The sequence below is a fragment of the Pseudomonas sp. BF-B-30 genome (assembly GCF_019956305.1).
Lineage (GTDB): Bacteria > Pseudomonadota > Gammaproteobacteria > Pseudomonadales > Pseudomonadaceae > Aquipseudomonas > Aquipseudomonas jessenii.
In genome coordinates this window covers 45,976-63,236 of sequence record NZ_JAHBDG010000013.1, presented here as the reverse complement: position 1 = coordinate 63,236, position 17,261 = coordinate 45,976, and the positions used below count along the sequence as shown (strand labels likewise).

Annotated in this window: 13 protein-coding genes; 1 reads left to right on the top strand and 12 read right to left on the bottom strand. The window is 63.2% G+C overall.

The features are described 5' to 3' along the window. The first annotated feature begins 114 nt into the window (after nucleotides 1–114). Nucleotides 115–1,029 (top strand): LysR substrate-binding domain-containing protein, encoded by a 915-nt coding sequence (locus KGB29_RS09390; protein ID WP_057712939.1) that lies wholly within the window; start codon nucleotides 115–117, stop codon nucleotides 1,027–1,029. A 111-nt stretch (nucleotides 1,030–1,140) separates the two neighbouring features. On the opposite strand, the gene madM is transcribed toward KGB29_RS09390, so the two are convergent. From madM to KGB29_RS09330, 12 genes are all read right to left on the bottom strand, one after another. Then, on the bottom strand, nucleotides 1,141–1,905 hold the full coding sequence (madM, locus tag KGB29_RS09385; RefSeq protein ID WP_085716398.1) for a malonate transporter subunit MadM: 765 nt from the start codon (nucleotides 1,903–1,905) through the stop codon (nucleotides 1,141–1,143). 1 nt (nucleotide 1,906) lies between these two features. After that, on the bottom strand, nucleotides 1,907–2,323 hold the full coding sequence (madL, locus tag KGB29_RS09380; RefSeq protein WP_150815077.1) for a malonate transporter subunit MadL: 417 nt from the start codon (nucleotides 2,321–2,323) through the stop codon (nucleotides 1,907–1,909). Nucleotides 2,324–2,388: 65 nt separating this feature from the next. Continuing rightward, complete coding sequence (gene mdcH, locus KGB29_RS09375) at nucleotides 2,389–3,300, bottom strand: malonate decarboxylase subunit epsilon (RefSeq protein ID WP_150815078.1); 912 nt, start codon at nucleotides 3,298–3,300, stop codon at nucleotides 2,389–2,391. After that, on the bottom strand, nucleotides 3,297–3,917 hold the full coding sequence (locus KGB29_RS09370; protein ID WP_150815079.1) for a malonate decarboxylase holo-ACP synthase: 621 nt from the start codon (nucleotides 3,915–3,917) through the stop codon (nucleotides 3,297–3,299). Before KGB29_RS09370 ends, mdcH begins: the two co-directional genes overlap by 4 nt. Next, a complete protein-coding gene (mdcE, locus tag KGB29_RS09365; protein ID WP_150815080.1) occupies nucleotides 3,911–4,714 on the bottom strand; it encodes a biotin-independent malonate decarboxylase subunit gamma in 804 nt (267 codons plus the stop codon). The genes KGB29_RS09370 and mdcE overlap by 7 nt, the downstream gene beginning before the upstream one ends. Beyond that, entirely contained in the window at nucleotides 4,711–5,562 is an 852-nt protein-coding gene (locus tag KGB29_RS09360) for a biotin-independent malonate decarboxylase subunit beta (protein ID WP_150815081.1), read from the bottom strand. Before KGB29_RS09360 ends, mdcE begins: the two co-directional genes overlap by 4 nt. Beyond that, entirely contained in the window at nucleotides 5,555–5,854 is a 300-nt protein-coding gene (locus tag KGB29_RS09355) for a malonate decarboxylase subunit delta (RefSeq protein WP_057712932.1), read from the bottom strand. The genes KGB29_RS09360 and KGB29_RS09355 overlap by 8 nt, the downstream gene beginning before the upstream one ends. Then, nucleotides 5,854–6,729 carry a triphosphoribosyl-dephospho-CoA synthase gene (locus KGB29_RS09350; protein WP_150815082.1) on the bottom strand — a complete coding sequence of 292 codons (876 nt, stop codon included), beginning with the start codon at nucleotides 6,727–6,729 and terminating at the stop codon, nucleotides 5,854–5,856. Before KGB29_RS09350 ends, KGB29_RS09355 begins: the two co-directional genes overlap by 1 nt. After that, complete coding sequence (gene mdcA, locus KGB29_RS09345; protein WP_150815083.1) at nucleotides 6,729–8,399, bottom strand: malonate decarboxylase subunit alpha; 1,671 nt, start codon at nucleotides 8,397–8,399, stop codon at nucleotides 6,729–6,731. Before mdcA ends, KGB29_RS09350 begins: the two co-directional genes overlap by 1 nt. Nucleotides 8,400–8,624: 225 nt before the next feature. After that, complete coding sequence (locus KGB29_RS09340; protein WP_090451931.1) at nucleotides 8,625–9,086, bottom strand: chemotaxis protein CheW; 462 nt, start codon at nucleotides 9,084–9,086, stop codon at nucleotides 8,625–8,627. After that, nucleotides 9,079–15,099, bottom strand: coding sequence for an Hpt domain-containing protein (locus tag KGB29_RS09335; protein ID WP_150815084.1), 6,021 nt, complete (start codon nucleotides 15,097–15,099; stop codon nucleotides 9,079–9,081). The genes KGB29_RS09340 and KGB29_RS09335 overlap by 8 nt, the downstream gene beginning before the upstream one ends. Nucleotides 15,100–15,136: 37 nt before the next feature. After that, the gene (locus tag KGB29_RS09330; protein ID WP_150815085.1) at nucleotides 15,137–17,197 is read right to left on the bottom strand and encodes a methyl-accepting chemotaxis protein; all 2,061 of its coding nucleotides are present in this window, start codon (nucleotides 17,195–17,197) and stop codon (nucleotides 15,137–15,139) included. Between the last annotated feature and the right edge of the window lie 64 nt (nucleotides 17,198–17,261).

Below are 17,261 nucleotides of genomic sequence, written 5' to 3'. Positions count from 1 at the left end.
ATTCGTTACCGCAGAGCGCAAGGCTCAGGCTTGAAGCGTAAAAGCGCAATGTTTCTGTACGACGGGCCCGGAGTAATTGGGCACAATCGAGTCATTCCAAAAAGAGTCCGCCCCATGCTGATCGATGAAGAGTTGACCCTGAAAAAACTCGAGGTGTTCCTGGCTTTCATGCGCACCGGCAACCTGGCGCGGGCCGCTGCCGAGTTGCAGACCAGTAACGTCAGCGTGCATCGGGCGATCCATTCCCTGGAAAGCGCCCTGCGCTGCCCCCTGTTCAAGCACGAAGGCCGCAGCCTGACGCCGCTGGAAAGCGCTTATGTGCTGGAAGAGCGGGCGCAGAAGCTGATTCAGGATGTCGTCGAAAGCGTGCGCCTGACCCGCGAAGCCGCCGGGTTCTCCGCCGAACGTTTCAAGCTGGGCTCGCTGTATTCACTGACGGTCAAGACCGTGCCGCAACTGATCATGGGTTTGAAGATCCGCCGCAGCGAGCTCAACATCGACCTGATTCTGGGCTCCAACATCGACCTGCTCTACAAGCTCAAGAACATGGAAGTCGATGCGGCCCTGGTGTCGCTGGACGACAGTGTCAACGACCCGGATTGCGAGCAGATCCCGCTGTTTTCCGACGACATCTTCCTCGCCACCCCCGCCGACTCGAAGTTTGCCCAGCGAACCGAAGTCGACCTGGCCGAGGTCCGCGACGAAACCTTCATCACCCTGACCCAGGGCTTCGCCACCCATCAGGACGGCAAGCGGGTATTCGAGCAGGCAGGGTTCGAACCGAAGGTGGCGATGCAGGTCAACGACATTTTCACCCTGCTGAGCATGGTCAGTTCGGGCGTGGGTTATGCGTTGCTGCCGGGGCGGATTGCGGCGGTGTACGAGAACCGGGTGAAGCTGATCCCGTTGCAGGAAAAGTACCGGTTGCAGCAGCACATTGGCGTGGTGTTCCTGAAAGCCAAGGAGCGTGATCCGAATCTGCTGGCGTTGCTGGCGGAGTGTCGGATGTATGCCAATCGGCAGGCTTGAAACCGTGTCGAGCCCTTCGCGAGCAAGCCCGCTCCCACATTCGACCGCATTCCAAATGTGGGAGCGGGCTTGCTCGCGAAAGCGTCGGACCCGACAACTCAGCCCCTGAACCTAGCCGACAATCCCGCGAACAATGAAGTACAACAACGAAGGCCCCAGCAAGCAGCCCAACCCGGTGTGGAATGTCGCGGTCAGCGCGCCATAAGGCACCAGGCGCCGATCCGTCGCCGCCAAACCGGCAGTCACGCCACTGACCGTCCCGGCCAGCCCACCAAACACCATCGCCGAGCGCGGGTTATCCAGACCCATCCAGCGCGCCGCCATCGGCGTGCCGACCATCACCAGAATCGCCTTGATCAGACCGGTGGCAATCGACAGCGCCACCACATCGGAACTGGCGCCAATGGCCGCGCCGGTCACCGGCCCGACAATGTAGGTCACCGCCCCGGCACCGATGGTGGTCATGCTCACCGCATCGCGGTAACCGAAGGCCCAGGCCATGCACGCGCCGACAATAAACGGCAGCACCGTGCCCAACAGCAGCGCGATCACGCCGATCAAGCCGGCCTTTTTCGCTTCCGTGGCCTGCACCTCGAAGGCCGTGGCGACGATGGCGAAGTCCCGCAGCATGGCGCCGCCCATCAGCCCGATGCCGGAAAACAGGGTCAGGTCCGCCAGGCCTTTTTGCCCGCCGGTCATCGTGCCGCCGACCCAGGCCAGTACCAGGCCGATGACGATGGCAATCGCCGAGCCGTGGATACGCCCGAAGGTCAGGCGTTTGGAGATCACTACCGACACCCACATGATCACGCCGACGAAAGCGAATGCAGTGACCAGACCGTTGTGTTCAAGACCGTTCTTGATGAGATCCCACATATCAGCGACCTCCTGCCGGTGCGCCAACCGCCGTTACATCCGCCGGTTCATCGGGCAAGGGTTCGCCTCTATGGGTCCGGCTGATCAGGGCAATGGTGCAGCCGCAGATCACCACCGAACCGATCGCTGCCAACACCGCCACCGGACCACCATGCAGCGCCGTGACCACGTTTTGTTGTGCCGCCATCGCCACCACCACCGGGATGTACATCGCGCCCCAGAAGCCGACGCCCATCTCGCAATCCTTGGTCATGCCGCCACGCTTGTGCATCCACAACCGTGCGCAAATCAGCAGGATCATCGCGATCCCGACACCGCCGACGTTTGACTTCACACCCAGCAACACCCCGAGCATGTCCCCCATGATCACCCCTGCCAGCGTACAGATCGCCAACAGCGCCACACCGTAAATAATCATTGCTGTAGTCCTCAAAGTGCATTTCGAATGTTGTTTTTGTTGTGCGAAGCCTTAAGTCAGATGATCTAAGGGTGGCGGCTTCCCTCCTCACGCATCAGCGCCTGCAAGGTGTCGAGCCGTGCACCGTCGAAGGCAATCACGGTGCCCTGCTCGAACACCCGGCGCGCCAGTCCGGTCAGCACCGCACCGGGCGGCAGTTCGATCTGTAGACGTACGCCGCGCTCGTAGGCGCTTTGTACCGTGCCGCGCCAATCGACGATGCGGCACATGTTGAAGGCCAGGTCGTCACGCAAGGCTTCAGGCTTGATCAGCGGACGCGCGCGACTGCCGCTCAGGTAGCCCATCTTCGGGGTGTGCAGCGGCACCTTGGCGAAGGCTTCGGCCAACCGTTGCGCGGGCGCCTCAAGCAATGGGCAGTGGGACGGCACGCTCACTGCCAGACGCTTGGCCAAGCCCGCTCCGCAACCTTTCGCCAACCCGGCCACCGCTTTCATCGCCGCGTCGCTACCGGCAATCACCACCTGGTTATCGGCGTTGATATTGGCCAGATAAACCGGCATTTCTGCGCTGTGCACCCGGGCCAGTAATCCTTCCACCGTGGCCAGGTCCAGACCGATGATCGCGGTCATGCCGTAGCCCTGTGGATAAGCCTGCTGCATCAGCTCACCGCGCAGGCTGACCAGATGCAGCGCATCGCTGAAACCCAAGGCACCGGCCACCACCGCTGCCGGGTAAGCGCCGATCGACAAGCCGGCCACGTAGTCCGGCGCCATGCCCAACTGGCGTGAAGCAGCGACGCCGGCGATCAGCAGGCAAAGCTGAACCGCCCTCGTCGACTGCAACGCCTCGGCAGAATCCAGCTGCGTCACATCTTCACCGAGCAGGTCGCTCGCCTCGTTCAACGTTTCCCGAGGTAAACGCGCCAGCATTCCGGGTTGTTGTGCACCCTGGCCGGGGAACACCAGCAAGCTGCTCATGCTGCTTGCTCCTGTGGATTCCACGGATCAGTCACCAGGGTGGCTTGAATGGCATTTTTCAGCAGGACTCGCGACGAAGCACCGGCCCATTCGCGCAAGGCAACGGCACCCGACGGCGCCTGCAGTTGCAGGTCCACGCGGCATACGGCTGTATCAAGAACGGCCACCAACGCCTGGGCGTCGACACGACTCAACGGACGTGGCGTACGCAGGATCAGGTCGAGGTCGCTGCCCTCGTGCAAAGCGGCAAACCCACTGGCCAACTCGAACCCGGCGCTGCCGCTGACACCCCAGACCCAGCCACTGCCATCGAGGTGCGCGCGCAGTTGCGCCAAAGCCCGCAGCGCCGGGAAATCGCGCCGGCCTTGAACATGGCACAGCTCTTCCGGCTGCACCCGCCGGGTGATGGCGGCGACTTCCATCACCGCGGCAAATCGCTGTTCGCGCAACGGCCCGCGCACGCCCACGGCCACCTGCCCCGCCGCGCTCAAGGCGCGACGGACCACCACCGGCTGGCCGGCACTGATCGACTCGATCACCCACGCAGGCGCATCCGTCGGCAACTGCTGCGGGGTCATGCCCCACAGCAGGTCGTGAGCCAGTAGCGTGCTCACCACTGCGCTCTCAGCAATTGACGAACCTTGCTCGACGCCGCCCGATTGGCCGCACCCAGCCGACCGCTCAGATCACGGCCAGCGGCGGCCACATCGTCAATCGCCTGATGCAGGCACTCGGTCACCCGCGCCAGATCCGCCGCCGTCGGCTGCTCTATCTTCTCCACCGCCAAGGTTTCCCACAGCAACCCGAGGCTGGCATAGCTGTCGATGTCATAGGCCATCGGCGGCACGCTGGCAGCCAAGGCTTCGAGCTCTTCGACGCTGCGCAAGGTCACCCGCGCGGCCGACGCCTTGCCCATGGCGTGCACCATCACTCCCGGATCGCACAGGGCGATCAAGCGATTGGCCTGATAGCCGTGGGCCAGAAACGCGCCCGACATTGCCTTGCCCACCAGCAAACCGATCACCGCATGACCGGCCAGACGGGCACGGGCATAACTGCCCGCCGCAGCGGCCAGCGCCTGATGAATGCCGAGGGCTTCCTCCCGTCGACCATAAGCCTGGCTCGGCACGTCGACGATGGCGACCAGGGCGCGTTTGCGAGCCTTGTTCTGATCGGCGGCAATGACTTCATCCACAGCCTTGGCCAGGCCCCAGCCTTCGAGCAAACCCACTTCGCCGTTACGTGCACGGACGAAGCGGTTTTCCGGGTCGGCCACCACCGCGAGGAAACGCACAGGCTGATCGCCCAGCACGGCGTCCGCGACCTTCAGCGAAGCCGGTAAACCCTCGACCGCTTTCGTTCCGGCGCTCAAGGCGTTGAACCAGTTCAAGCCTCGCAGGGAATACGAACTCATGGGCGTTCTCCTTGGTACAGATCGCGAACCACGGACGGCTCGATTTGCGGTTCGGCATCCAGACGCGCCAACCGTTGCAGGAACAACTCGGCCTGTTGGCTACGCGGTTGCGTTGGCAATCCTTGCTGGAGTAACTCACCCACCTGCTGGCGGATCTGCGCCACGTCGTCGGCAACATAGCGATCCACCAGACCACTGGCGAAGCGTTGCTCTCCACCGGTCAGGCTCCAGATGAAGGGCCGGTCGCGGGAGTCGTACTCCTCGAGTCCGGCTTCCTGTTCGATCACCTGCGGGCCGTTCAGGCCGAGTCGCGCTTCCTGGGTCACCAACAGATAGCTGCACAACCCGGCGGCAATCGACATGCCGCCAAAGCAACCGACGCTGCCCGCCACCACACCGACCACGGGCTGGTACTGCTGCAAATCGACTATCGCCGCGTGGATGTCGGCAATTGCCGCCAGGCCGAGGTTGGCTTCCTGCAAGCGCACGCCGCCGGTTTCCAGCAGCAGCACGGCGCGGGTCGGGATACCGTTGCGGTTGTCTTCGGCGGCCAGTTCCAGCGCGCCGGCAATTTTTGCTCCGCCGACTTCACCGAGGCTGCCGCCCTGGAACGCGCCTTCGATGGCCGCGATCACCACCGGCAAACCATCGAGGTTGCCCTTGGCGATCACCACGCCGTCGTCGGCTTGCGGCACCACGCCCTGGCGCGACAGCCACGGCGACATGATCCGTTGAAAGGGGTCGAGCAGTTCGCGGAAGGTGCCGGCATCGAGCAGGGTCTTGGCCCGTTGCCGGGCACCGAGTTCGACGAAGCTGTGCTTGTTGAGCAAAGATGCGCTGTCAGTCATGGCCGATCTCCTCGAAGCCTTGCTCCAGACGCAGGCGCACCACGCCCGGCGTCGCGCCGAAATCGTGGATATCGATATCCATGGCCGGGGGCGTCTGGCCGTCGAACATCCGTGCAAACAGGTGCCGCCAGCGTTGTTCGCTGCCGTTGACCGAGGTCTGCACATTGATCGTCAACTTGCCGGCCTGACCCGGTTCGATCAGCACTTCCAGATCGCCAGAGCCGACACAACCCACCAGGGTGCGACCGCGTGGCGGCTGCCCGGCGGGGAATTCAAAGGATAAGGTTTCCATCAAAACACTCCCTGGATAAGGCCGTCGCCAGACGCGATACGGTCGATGAACAGGCAGGCTGCAAGCAGGTCGGCAGCGCCACCGGGCGAGGCATTCAACGCGATGAGTTGTTGGTCCAGCTCATGCAGGCGGCGACGTCCGCCGAGGCTGGCGCTGCCGCCCGCATCGAGCACCGCCCGGGCGCCCTGTTGCATGGTGTTCAGGCCTTCTTCACCGGCGCGGTAAAGCACGCAGGTGTCGGCCAGACTCGTCATGATCGCCAACAGTGCGTCGAGCCGGGCGTTCTGCTCGCCATGACCGGCGGCGCGGCTGCGCAGCAGTTGTGGCAGTGCACGTTGGGTCACCGCCGGAAAACCCAGTTGCGCTTCTTCACGGGCGCCGCGAGCGCCGTAGCGTTGGGCGACTTGCGCACCGTGACTGAGCGGACGTGGCGCAAAACGGTCGTCGAGCAGGGCCAGCCGCGCCGCCCGTAACGCCACGCTATTGGCGTTGCAGGATTGAGGTTCCAGTGCAGCGGCAGTGATCAGCAACCCCAAGGCCCAGATCGCCCCGCGATGGGTGTTCACGCCGCCGGTGGTGTCGAGCATGGCTTGCTCACCTTCGCGACCGATGCGGCCCACGGCTTCGCGCAGGGGCAAGCCGATCTCGCCGAACTCGATGGCGACTTCCGCCATTTCTTTAAAGGCCGGCCACAAGGACAGCGCCGAGGCGTGCATCAGCCCCAGGTGCAAATCGGTGTGGGCGCCATTGCCGCGACGGTCGACCAGTGCCGGTTTCGGCGACAGATCAGCCTCGTCGATCAACGCATCCACTGCTAGGTCCGCCAGCCGTTCGGCCAGGCTCAGGCTTTTTGGTTGCAGATTAAGTGCGTGCATTACCAGCTCCTGAACTTGGCGGGCGGGTTGTAGAGGCCACCGGACCACTCCACCAGATCGGCCACGCTTTTCGCCGCGAGCAGTTCGCGGGTGGCGTCGGTGCGGCGGATGCCGAGGTCTTCGGGCAAGGCGATCAGGCCTTCGCGGCGCATGCGCGCGGTGTCTTTGGGGTTGTGGCGCAGGCCGATGGCGGTCACCCCGGCGACGGCGGCGATCATCGCCTGGCGTTCTTCCAGTGAGCGCGCCTTGTACAGGTAGGCGATGCCTTCTTCGGTCAACAAGTGGGTGACGTCGTCGCCGTAGACCATGATCGGCGCCAGTGGCATGCCGCTTTTCTTCGCCACATCCACCGCATCGAGGGTTTCGACGAAGGTCGGTTTGCCGCCTTCCTGGAAGGTCTCGACCATCTGCACCACAAGTTTCTTGCCGCGTTCGAGCATCGGCTCGGCCACATCGGTATTGCGCATGTCGAGCCAGGCCGGCGTGCCATGGCGACGACCGCGTGGGTCGTGACCCATGTTCGGCGCTCCGCCGAAACCGGCCAGGCGTCCGCGAGTCACGGTGGACGAATGGCCGTCGCCATCGACTTGCAAAGTCGCGCCGATGAACAGGTCCACGGCATATTGCCCGGCCAGTTGGCTGAACATCCGGTTGGAACGCAGGGAGCCGTCGCGCCCGGTAAAGAACACATCCGGCCGCGCCGCAATGTAGTTCTCCATCCCCAGTTCGGTGCCAAAGCAATGCACGCTTTCGACCCAACCACTTTCAATCGCCGGGATCAGCGTCGGGTGCGGGTTGAGCGTCCAGTTGCGGCAGATCTTGCCTTTGAGGCCGAGGGATTCGCCGTAGGTCGGCAGAATCAATTCGATGGCAGCGGTGTTGAAACCGATGCCGTGGTTGAGCGACTGCACGTTGTGTTTTTCGTAGATCCCGCGAATCGCCATCATCGCCATCAGCACGTGCACAGGCTTGATGTGCCGAGGGTCGCGGGTGAACAGCGGTTCGATGTAGAACGGCTTGTCGGCCACCACCACGAAGTCGACCCAGGACGCAGGGATGTCGACGCGCGGCAGGTCGCTGACGTCGTCCACCAACTGGTTGACCTGGACGATGACGATGCCGTCGCTGAAGGCCGCCGGCTCGATCAGCGCCGGGGTGTCTTCGGTGCTCGGCCCGGTGTAGATGTTGCCGGCGCGGTCGGCCATGAACCCGGCCGACAACACGACGTTGGGAATCAGGTCCACCACCAGCCGTGCGTAAAGTTCGATGTAGGTGTGGATCGCGCCGACTTCCAGCAGGCCGTCTTCAAGCAACTGGCTGATGCGCAGGCTCTGGGTGCCGGCGAAAGAGAAGTCGAGTTTGCGGGCGATACCCCGTTCGAACAGATCCAGGTGCTCGGAGCGTCCGACGCTGGGCATGATCATGTGCAGGTCATGCAGCTTCGCGGGGGCGGCCTTGGCCAGGGAGCGCGAAAGGAAATCCGCCTGCTTCTGGTTGTTGCCTTCGAGCACCACGCGGTCGCCGGGCAGAATCAGCGCTTCAAGCGCCGCGACGATGTTGTCGGTGGGCAACACCACACCGTCGGCAAGACCTCGCACCAGCTCGAGGCGCCGCTGCTTTTCGCTGCGCCGCCGCGTCCATCGCGAGTCGGGGGATATTGTTGTTGTCATGACCACTCCACGGGTTCGCTGTCGTGGGGGTCACCTTAGGAGTGTTGGTTGGGGGTATCAATCAAGCAGAGTGGTGGATCGTTACGCTCAGGGTAATGGTTGTCTGGACTGACGCTTTCGCGAGCAAGCCCGCTCCCACTTTGGAATGCGGTCCCCTGTGGGAGCGGCGGTGCGGCGATCCGACTTGCTCGCGAAGAGGCCGGTGCAGTCAACGCAAGTCCGCGATCAGATGGTCAATCCGGCATCCACCAACAACGCCTCCAGCGCTAGCAGATCCGGCACCTTGGCCACTTGCTCGCCCACCTGTACCGCCGCCTGCTCCAGCGGACACAACGGCACATCCACGTAACTCAACTGGCTATCGAGCTTGCAGGAGCGCGGAATCCCCTGCACCAGCAGCGCGATGAATTTCAGCTCGGGGCGCCCGCCCAGGGCGTTGAGAATGACGATCCGCGCGCGTTCGCCGATGACGATTTTCTGCGCGCATGCCGACTCGAAACTCAGCAGCGGAATCTGCCGGTCACGCCATGTCACCAGGCCCAGGTACCACGGCGGAGTGTCGAGGTCGAACGTCCCCGGCTGCTGGTAATCGATCAGCTCGGCAACGGCGACGTTGGGCAGGATCAGGTTGCGGTCGGCCAACGGCAGCAGCAGGCCGGTGAGGTTGCTGGTGCGGTGCTCAAGCATGGGTCTTGCTCCACAAGGCGATGCTTTCGAGCAGCACCGATTCCTGGTACGGCTTGCCAAGGTAGTCGTTGACGCCAATGGCCATGGCGCGATCGCGGTGTTTCTGTCCGGTGCGGGAGGTGATCATGATGATCGGCAGGTGTTGCAGGCGTTCGTCGTTGCGCACCTGGGTCGCGACTTCGAAGCCATCCATGCGCGGCATCTCGATGTCCAGCAGCATCAGGTCGGGCATGTGCTCTTCCAGCAGCAGCATGGCATCGACTCCGTCCTTGGCCGTCAGCACGCTCATGCCGTGGCGTTCGAGCAAGCGGCTGGTGACCTTGCGCACGGTGACCGAGTCGTCGACCACCATCACCAGCAGCGGCCGATGCGGTTCGACCTCGACCTCTTGCCCCGCCGGACGCTGGGGCACACGGGCCTGCATGGCGCGGATCGGCGCCAGCAAATCCAGAATCAGCACCACCCGGCCGTCCCCGAGAATCGTCGCCCCGGATACCCCTTGCACCGCCGCAAATTGCGGCCCCAGGCTCTTGACCACGATTTCGCGAGTGCCGGCCATGGCATCCACCAGCACCGCGATGTGCCGTTCGTTGCACTGCACCAGCAACACCGGCAATGGCAGGCTCTGGCCCAACAGCTTCGGGCGCGGGCTGATTTTCAGCAGCTCACCCAGATAGCACAGCTCGTAATGTTGGCCGGCGTATTCGTAGGTTGGCGAATCGAAGCGGAAATACCCTTCGAGTTCATTGGGCAGAACGCGAACGATGCCGTCGATGGTATTGAGCGGGATCGCGTATTGGTCCTCACCGCACTGCACCATCAACGCCCGGTTGACCGATACGGTAAACGGCAGGCGAATGCGGAAATGCACGCCCTGCCCGGGCACCGAGTCGATGCTCATGGTGCCGCCCAGTTGTCGCACCTCTTCGTGCACCACGTCCATGCCGACGCCGCGCCCGGAGATCTGGGTGATTTTTTCGGCGGTGGAAAACCCCGGTTGCAGGATGAACTGCAACACGTCGTGATCACTGATGATGCTGTCCGGGGCGAGCAGGCCGCGCTTGATCGCCTTGCGCCGCACCGCGTCCAGCGGTACACCGGCACCGTCGTCGCGGATGTCGAAAATGATGTCGCCGCCTTCGCGCAGCAGATCGAGGGTGATTTTCCCCTTGGCCGGCTTCCCCGCCGCCAACCGCACTTCAACGGACTCCAGGCCATGATCGACGGCGTTGCGCAGCATGTGTTCCAGCGGCGCGGCCATACGTTCGAGAACGCTGCGGTCCATTTCACCTTCCGCGTTGTCGACGATGAAGTCCACGTCCTTGCCCAGTTCGCTGGACACCTGCCGGACGATGCGCTGCAAACGCGGGAGCATGCGTTCGAACGGCACCATGCGCGTGCGCATCAGGCCTTCCTGCAGTTCGGTGTTGATGCGGCCCTGCTGTTGCAGGAGGTTTTCCGTGTCCTGATTGCGTCGCTCGAGGGTTTCCTTGAGGTCGAGCAAGTCAGAAGCCGACTCGAACAATGCCCGGGACAGTTGCTGCAACTGTGAGTGGCGGTCCATTTCCAGCGGGTCGAATTCCTCGTAGCCCAGGCGTTCGGCCTCGACTTGCTGGCGGCTGAGGATCCGCCCCTGGGTTTCGGTATCGAGGCGGCGCAACTGGTCGCGCATCCGCTCGATAGTGGTCTCCATTTCATTCAGGGCGATGTGCGCATCGTTGACCTGTTGTTCGATTCGGCCACGGAAGATCGATGTTTCACCGGCCAGGTTGACCAGATCGTCGAGCAACTCCGCCGAGACCTTGACCATGTCCGCGCCGGCATCGGACGACGGCGCCAGCGGCTCGGGCTTGGGCGTGGCCGACGGCGCAACCGACGCGAGCGTTTCCGGCACGGCCGGATGGCTGAAGTTCTTGATCGCATCGATCAAGCGATCGGCCGGCGGCATCGGCTCACCGGCGCGGGCCGCATCGAGCATCTGCGCCAGGCGGTCATGGCTGCGCTGCAACAGCGCGAACAACGGCTCCGTCGGTTGCAGCACGCCGGTGGACAGGCCTTCGTAGAGGAACTCCAGTTCATGGGCCAGATCACCAATCGCGGCGATTTCCACCATGCGCGCACCGCCCTTGAGGGTGTGCAGGTCGCGCAGCAGGGTTTCCACTTCCTGACGACTCGAAGGCTGGGCCTGCCAGCGCTCAAGCGCCGCCCCGGAGCTTTCGATAATGTCGAAACCTTCCTCGAGGAAGATCTCCAGCAATTCAGTATCGTGCGCAGCCGTGTCGCTGCCGGTCGCCTGCCGGGCCCCCTCGGCGATACCCGCATGCCCTTGACGGTAGGCACGAATGGCTTCGATCAGCTCACGGGAATCGTCCAGCGGCTGGCTGAGTTGCAACTGTTCAAGGTACAACGCCAGTCGCTCATGGCTCTGTTTGAGCAGCACCGCCAGTGAATCGCTGAAGGCATAACGACGGTCCACCAGGCCCTGGTAAAGGCTTTCCAGCTCATGGGCCAGATCGCCGACCGGCCCGACCTCAGCCATGCGTGCACCGCCTGTGAGGGTGTGCAAATCCCGTTGCAGGGACGACAGCGGCGCAGCGTTGTCCGAGTCGCGCAACCAGCGCTGCAAGGCCTGACCGGCGCTTTCGAGGATATCCACCGCTTCTTCAAGGAAGATCGCAACGATTTCATCGTCCAGCTCGCGCCCCTCTCCTGTAGGAGCGAGTTCGCTCGCGATGGGCGTTAACGATGACGCGTTGTCATTGGATAAGCGCGGCGCATTTGAGTCCATCGCGAGCGAGCTCGCTCCTACAGGGGCAGGGGGTAGCGTGCGCTCAAGTTCCTCGGTGGCAGAACCCAGTTCGCGGATGCTCAGGCTTCGGCTGCCATCGCTGCGGATCAAGCCCATTGCCGACGGGTCAAGGCTCTCGTCGAGCAGCTCGCGCAAGGCCCTGATCCGTAGCGGCTGCGGGCTGACTTCCTGCCCGGCGGCCAGTTCGTCGAGCATGTTGATCAGTGCTTCGTGGGCACCCTGTGCTTCATGGAAAAACCGCTCGCTGACCGCCAGGCTGCTTTCTTCCACGGCACCGTACAGGTCGAGCAACGCTTCGCACAACTCGTCCACCGGGTGCAGGTCGGCCAGATGGGCGCCTTCGCCGAGTGTGGTCAATTCGTCCAGCAGCGCGCTGAGTTCCTGACGTTCGCCGGGGTGTTGCTGCCAACGCTGCAACAGGCTTTCGGCGTCCAGCAGGATGTCCATGCCCTGGGCGAGGAAGTTGTTGATCAGTTGCGGGTCGCGCTTGATTCGCAGCCCGGTGTTCGGTGTGCTCAGGAGGTTTTCCAGGCGCTCGGCCAGCTGCGCCCTGGCGCGCTCGGTCAAACCCCGGGCACCGGGAATTTCCGCCAGCGGATCGCGCTTGAGCTGGCGCAAGCCGAGGCGAAACAGTCCTTCTGCCTCCAGTAACAATTCGACTTCATCCAGATCCAGTGCGATCAGGTGCGCCTTGTATTCCCGAGCCAGTTGATCCAGCGGTGCGGCCAGTTCGGCAATCGGCAACACGCCGGCCATGGAGGCGCTGCCCTTGAGGGTGTGCAAGGCGCGCTGCAATTCGTCGCTGGCCTGCAACGGCACATGCTCGGCGGCCTGATCAAGGAAGCGATTGAGGCTGCCCAAGTGGGTTTCGGCCTCTTTGCGAAAGATCTCCAGCAACAGCGGGTCGAGGGCCGCGACATCTTGCGTATCCTCATCGGACACCGGTTCATCGCCCTTGGCCAGGGCATGGGCGCGGGCGGCCAACTGATCGACATCGTTGCGCTGACGCTGGGCATTGGCGGCGTATTCAGCCACCAGCTCCGGCAGCAGATGCAGCACATCGCCGATCAGTTGCTGCACCGTAGCACCCGGCTCCACACTGTTCTCCAGTACGCGATTGAGCAGGTTTTCCACGGCCCAGGCCAGCTCGCCCAGCACCAGGGCGCGCACCATGCGGCCACTGCCTTTGAGGGTATGGAAGGCGCGGCGCAACTCACTCAGGGCCGAGCGGTTGTCTGGGTTGGCGGACCAGCGCGGCAAGTAATCGCGCAGGATCTCCAGGACTTCGTCGGTTTCTTCGAGGAACACTTCGCGCAGTTCTTCGTCCACCGGCTCTTCGCCTGCGGGTGGCGGCAGCAGGCTGCCCGGGGTGTTCAGCGCGGGCGGATTCAGAGTCGAAACCGGACTGGCGAGCACATCGGCCAAGGTCTGGACGACCTGTGGATCCTCCAGCTCCTGCATCATCTGCATGACCTGCGCCTGGGTCGGGTTGAGCACATCATCAAGCACTGGCACATGCTGCTCACTGGGGAAAAAACCGAGGTTCGCCAGGCTTTTTTCCGCGACATCAAGCAGGTTTTCGCCCTGCGCTTGCGGGTCATCACCGAGGCGTTCGAGATAGTACTCGATGCTGGTGATCACATCGGCCAGACTGTCCAGTTCCTGCCAGCCCGGTTGACCCGGCTCGAGCAACAGGTGCTCGCGAATAAAGTGGTTGCAGGTTTCGACCAGGCTCGCCGCCCGGCTCAACGGAATCATCGCCAGCGCCCCGCGCACCTGGGTCAGCAAGGCCGGCAACGCCTGCAAATGCTGGCGGTCCCAATCGGCGTCGATGTAGTCGACAATCATGTCCTTGGCCTGCTGCAAACAGATGCGGGCCTCCTTGATCACGATCTGATGGATCTGCGTCAGGTCGGTGGTGGGCAGGCGGTTGTCGTCCTGGCTCTCCGGCTCCACGGTACCGACCATGCCGGCCAGCGTCGCTTCGACGTACAACAAGGCCCCTGCAACGTCCATGAGGATCGCATCGTTGGGTTCGCGCTGACCCTGAGCGAGGCTGAGCACCACCGCCAATTGATCGATGATCACCTTGCGCGGCTGGCCGAAGCCCAGGACCGCCAGGGTGTCGGCGATTTGCCGCAGCGGCGCCAGCAGGCTGTCGAGGTCGGAAGTGTGCTGGCGGTCACTGCGCACGAACAGGTCCAGGCGCTCCTTGACCCGCACCAGCTCTTCGCACAGTGCAGCCAGCACCGAGCGCATGGCGTCGCGGTCGGGACCGGCCAGGCGCGCGCGTTCTTCATCGACCATCACGCTGTCGGGCAGCGCGTCGTCCAGTGAGTAGCGTTCTTTCATGGTCAGCATCTGCCCGGTGGGATGTTCGGCCTTGGCAATATAGAAGAGCAAACTCTTGAGCAGCTCCGGCGGGGCCGGTTGGTTGATGCCGGGCATGCCTTGTTCGAGCAGGCGCTTGAGTTCCTTGTCGGCATCCTTGAACAGGCTGCGCAAGGCCGGGCTATTGGCGATCGCACCGCCCTGCATGCCTTCGACCAGCGCCGATGCCACCTGCCATAACGGGCTCAGGGGGGCGTTGTCGCACAGTGCTTCGAGGCGGGTGAATACCTTGGCCAGGTAATCGAGGTTGGTGTCGTTGTCCTGTTCACGCAAAAATCCGACCAGCGCCATTTGCAGCATCTGCCGCAGCTTTCGCAGCACACCGGGCAATTCGGCCGGTTCCAGCTGCGCCAGCGCTTGTACGTCCAACGCTGGCAACTCGGGCAATTGCGGGCTGAACAGGCTGGTTTCCGACAGCAGGCTTTCGCCGCGGGCGCTGCGCAGGTCGTTGATCAGTGGCAACACCACCAGTGGCAAATCGCGGCGCGCGCCTTGCACCCGGTCCAGGTAGATCGGCAACTGCCCCAGGGCCTGCATCAACAGGTGCAACGCCTCGTCGCGATGGCTGACACGGTTGCCCTGCAAGGCCATGGCCAGCTGTTCCATTTCTTCGGCGAGCAACGCCGCGCCGTAGAACTCGACCATCTGCAAACTGCCATGAACCTGGTGGATGCACGAAAGGCTTGCATCCAGCGCTTGCGTCGCCTGCGGGTCATCGAGCAGGTTTTCAATCGCGTGATGAGCCTGTTTCAGCGTTTCGGCAATCTCGCCCTTGACCCACTCGAGGGCCACATAGTCGTGCCGATCACCCATAACCACTCCAATCACAATTCAGATACCCATGGGCGGTTCAAGCTTTGTCCACAACCTGCGCCTTGGCATCCGGCAAGGTGAAACCGGACACCGAACGACGCAACTGACTGGCCATTTTCGCCAGGTTGCCAATGCTGTCGGCCGTGGCGGTGGAACCCGACGATGTCTGCGAGGTGATCTGCTGGATCACGTTCATTGTCAGGGAAATCTGACCGGCCGACGACGTCTGCTGTTGCGCCGCATTGGAAATACTCTGGATCAACGCCGCTAGAGTCTTGGAGACGCCTTCGATTTCTTCCAGGGCCACACCGGCATCCTGCGCCAGACGGGCGCCACGCACCACTTCGGTCGTCGTTTGTTCCATGGAGATGACCGCTTCGTTGGTATCGGTCTGGATCGCCCGCACCAGGGTTTCGATCTGCCGGGTGGCGGCGGACGAGCGCTCGGCCAGGCGCTGCACTTCATCGGCGACCACGGCGAAACCGCGACCGGCGTCACCGGCCATGGACGCCTGGATGGCCGCGTTGAGAGCCAGGATATTGGTCTGATCGGCAATGTCATCGATCAGGCTGACAATGTCGCCGATTTCCTGAGAAGACTCGCCCAGGCGCTTGATGCGTTTGGCGGTGTCCTGAATCTGCTCGCGAATGTTGTCCATGCCGTGGATGGTGTTGTGCACCACCTCGTTGCCCTTGTTGGCGATTTCCACCGAGCGTTCGGCAACCGCCGAAGATTCCGCCGCGTTGGCCGACACCTGGTCGATGGACTCGGCCATGTCGTTGATCGCCATCGACGCTTCGGAAATCTGCTGGGCCTGGTGCTCCGACGCCTGGGCCAGGTGCATGGCAGTGGCCTGGGTTTCCTGCACGGCGGCGGCCACCTGGCCGGCGGTGAGGTTGATGGTTGCGACCAGATCGCGCAACTGGTCGACGGAGTAATTGATCGAGTCGGCGATGGTGCCGGTAAAGTCTTCGGTTACCGAGGCCGTCACTGTGAGGTCGCCGTCGGCCAGGTCTTCGATCTCGTCGAGCAAACGCATGATCGCGTTCTGGTTACGCTCGTTTTTCTCGGCGGTTTCACGCAACTGACGATTGGTTTCGCGCACCATCACCAAACCGATCAGGATGATCGAAGCCAGCGCCAACAGGCCCAGCACATAGCCGCCAATGGTGTCGGTGGTTCGCCCGCCGACCATGTTTTCAAAACCGCTGGCCAGGTGTGAGGCTTCGTCGAGTAGGGTTTGCGACAGGCTGAAAATGTTCGAGGCCGATTCGCGGACCTTGAACAGCTCCGGCGAGGTTTCGAGGATCTCGTCCACCGAGCCCGAGACGAACTCGAACAGCTCGGAGATTTCCGCGAGTCGCGCACGGGCGTCGCGGTCTTCGACCTGGCTGACCTTGAGCGCCGGGTCGCCCTGGAGCATGCCGTTGAGCACCTTGCCGAACTGCGTTGCGTCACGTCCGAACGCATCGGCGGCCTGCTGTGAATTTTCGTCGCCGGCCAACACCGTGTTGACTGCGCCGAGGATCCGCTCGGCCAGCAGCGATTGGCGCTGGGCCATGGCCACCTGGGTCGCCGGGGCGCCCCGCTGCAGGAGAGTCTCGACGACTTTCTCGTACTCGACCTGCAATTGCGGCACGGTTTCGGCCAGGGTCGCGGCGACCTGATGCAGCGACAGTACGGTTTGCTCGCTGGAGAGAATCGCATCGGTGTTCTTCAGCAGCCGCTCCCAGTCCTGTTGCACTGCCCGCATCTCCGGACGCACGGTGGCGGGGGCCGGCGGCAGGCCCGTGGCCGGGTCACCCTTCTTCAGAAAACCCCAGCGCCGGGCAAAATCGTTGCGCGCATCGCTGAGCAACTTGAACGCGGCAGCCTTGCCGGCGGCGGCTTCGGTGGCGTTCTTGGCGATACGCTGGGACAGCACGCGCAGTTCGCCGGCGTGGCCGATGTACTGTTTGTCGTAGATAGCCTGGGTGTTGAGGTACGCGAAGTTGGCGAACAGCAGCATGATGAAGACGATCAGCGCGATGAACAGCACGATAATCTGCGACCGGCTGCGCGACCCTTCCATTGGCTTGCCTGCTTTTGCTTTTATCATCGGTCCTCGCCTGTTAACCCACTTTTTGGCTTGCCCGCAAACCTGTGGGAGCGGGCTTGCTCGC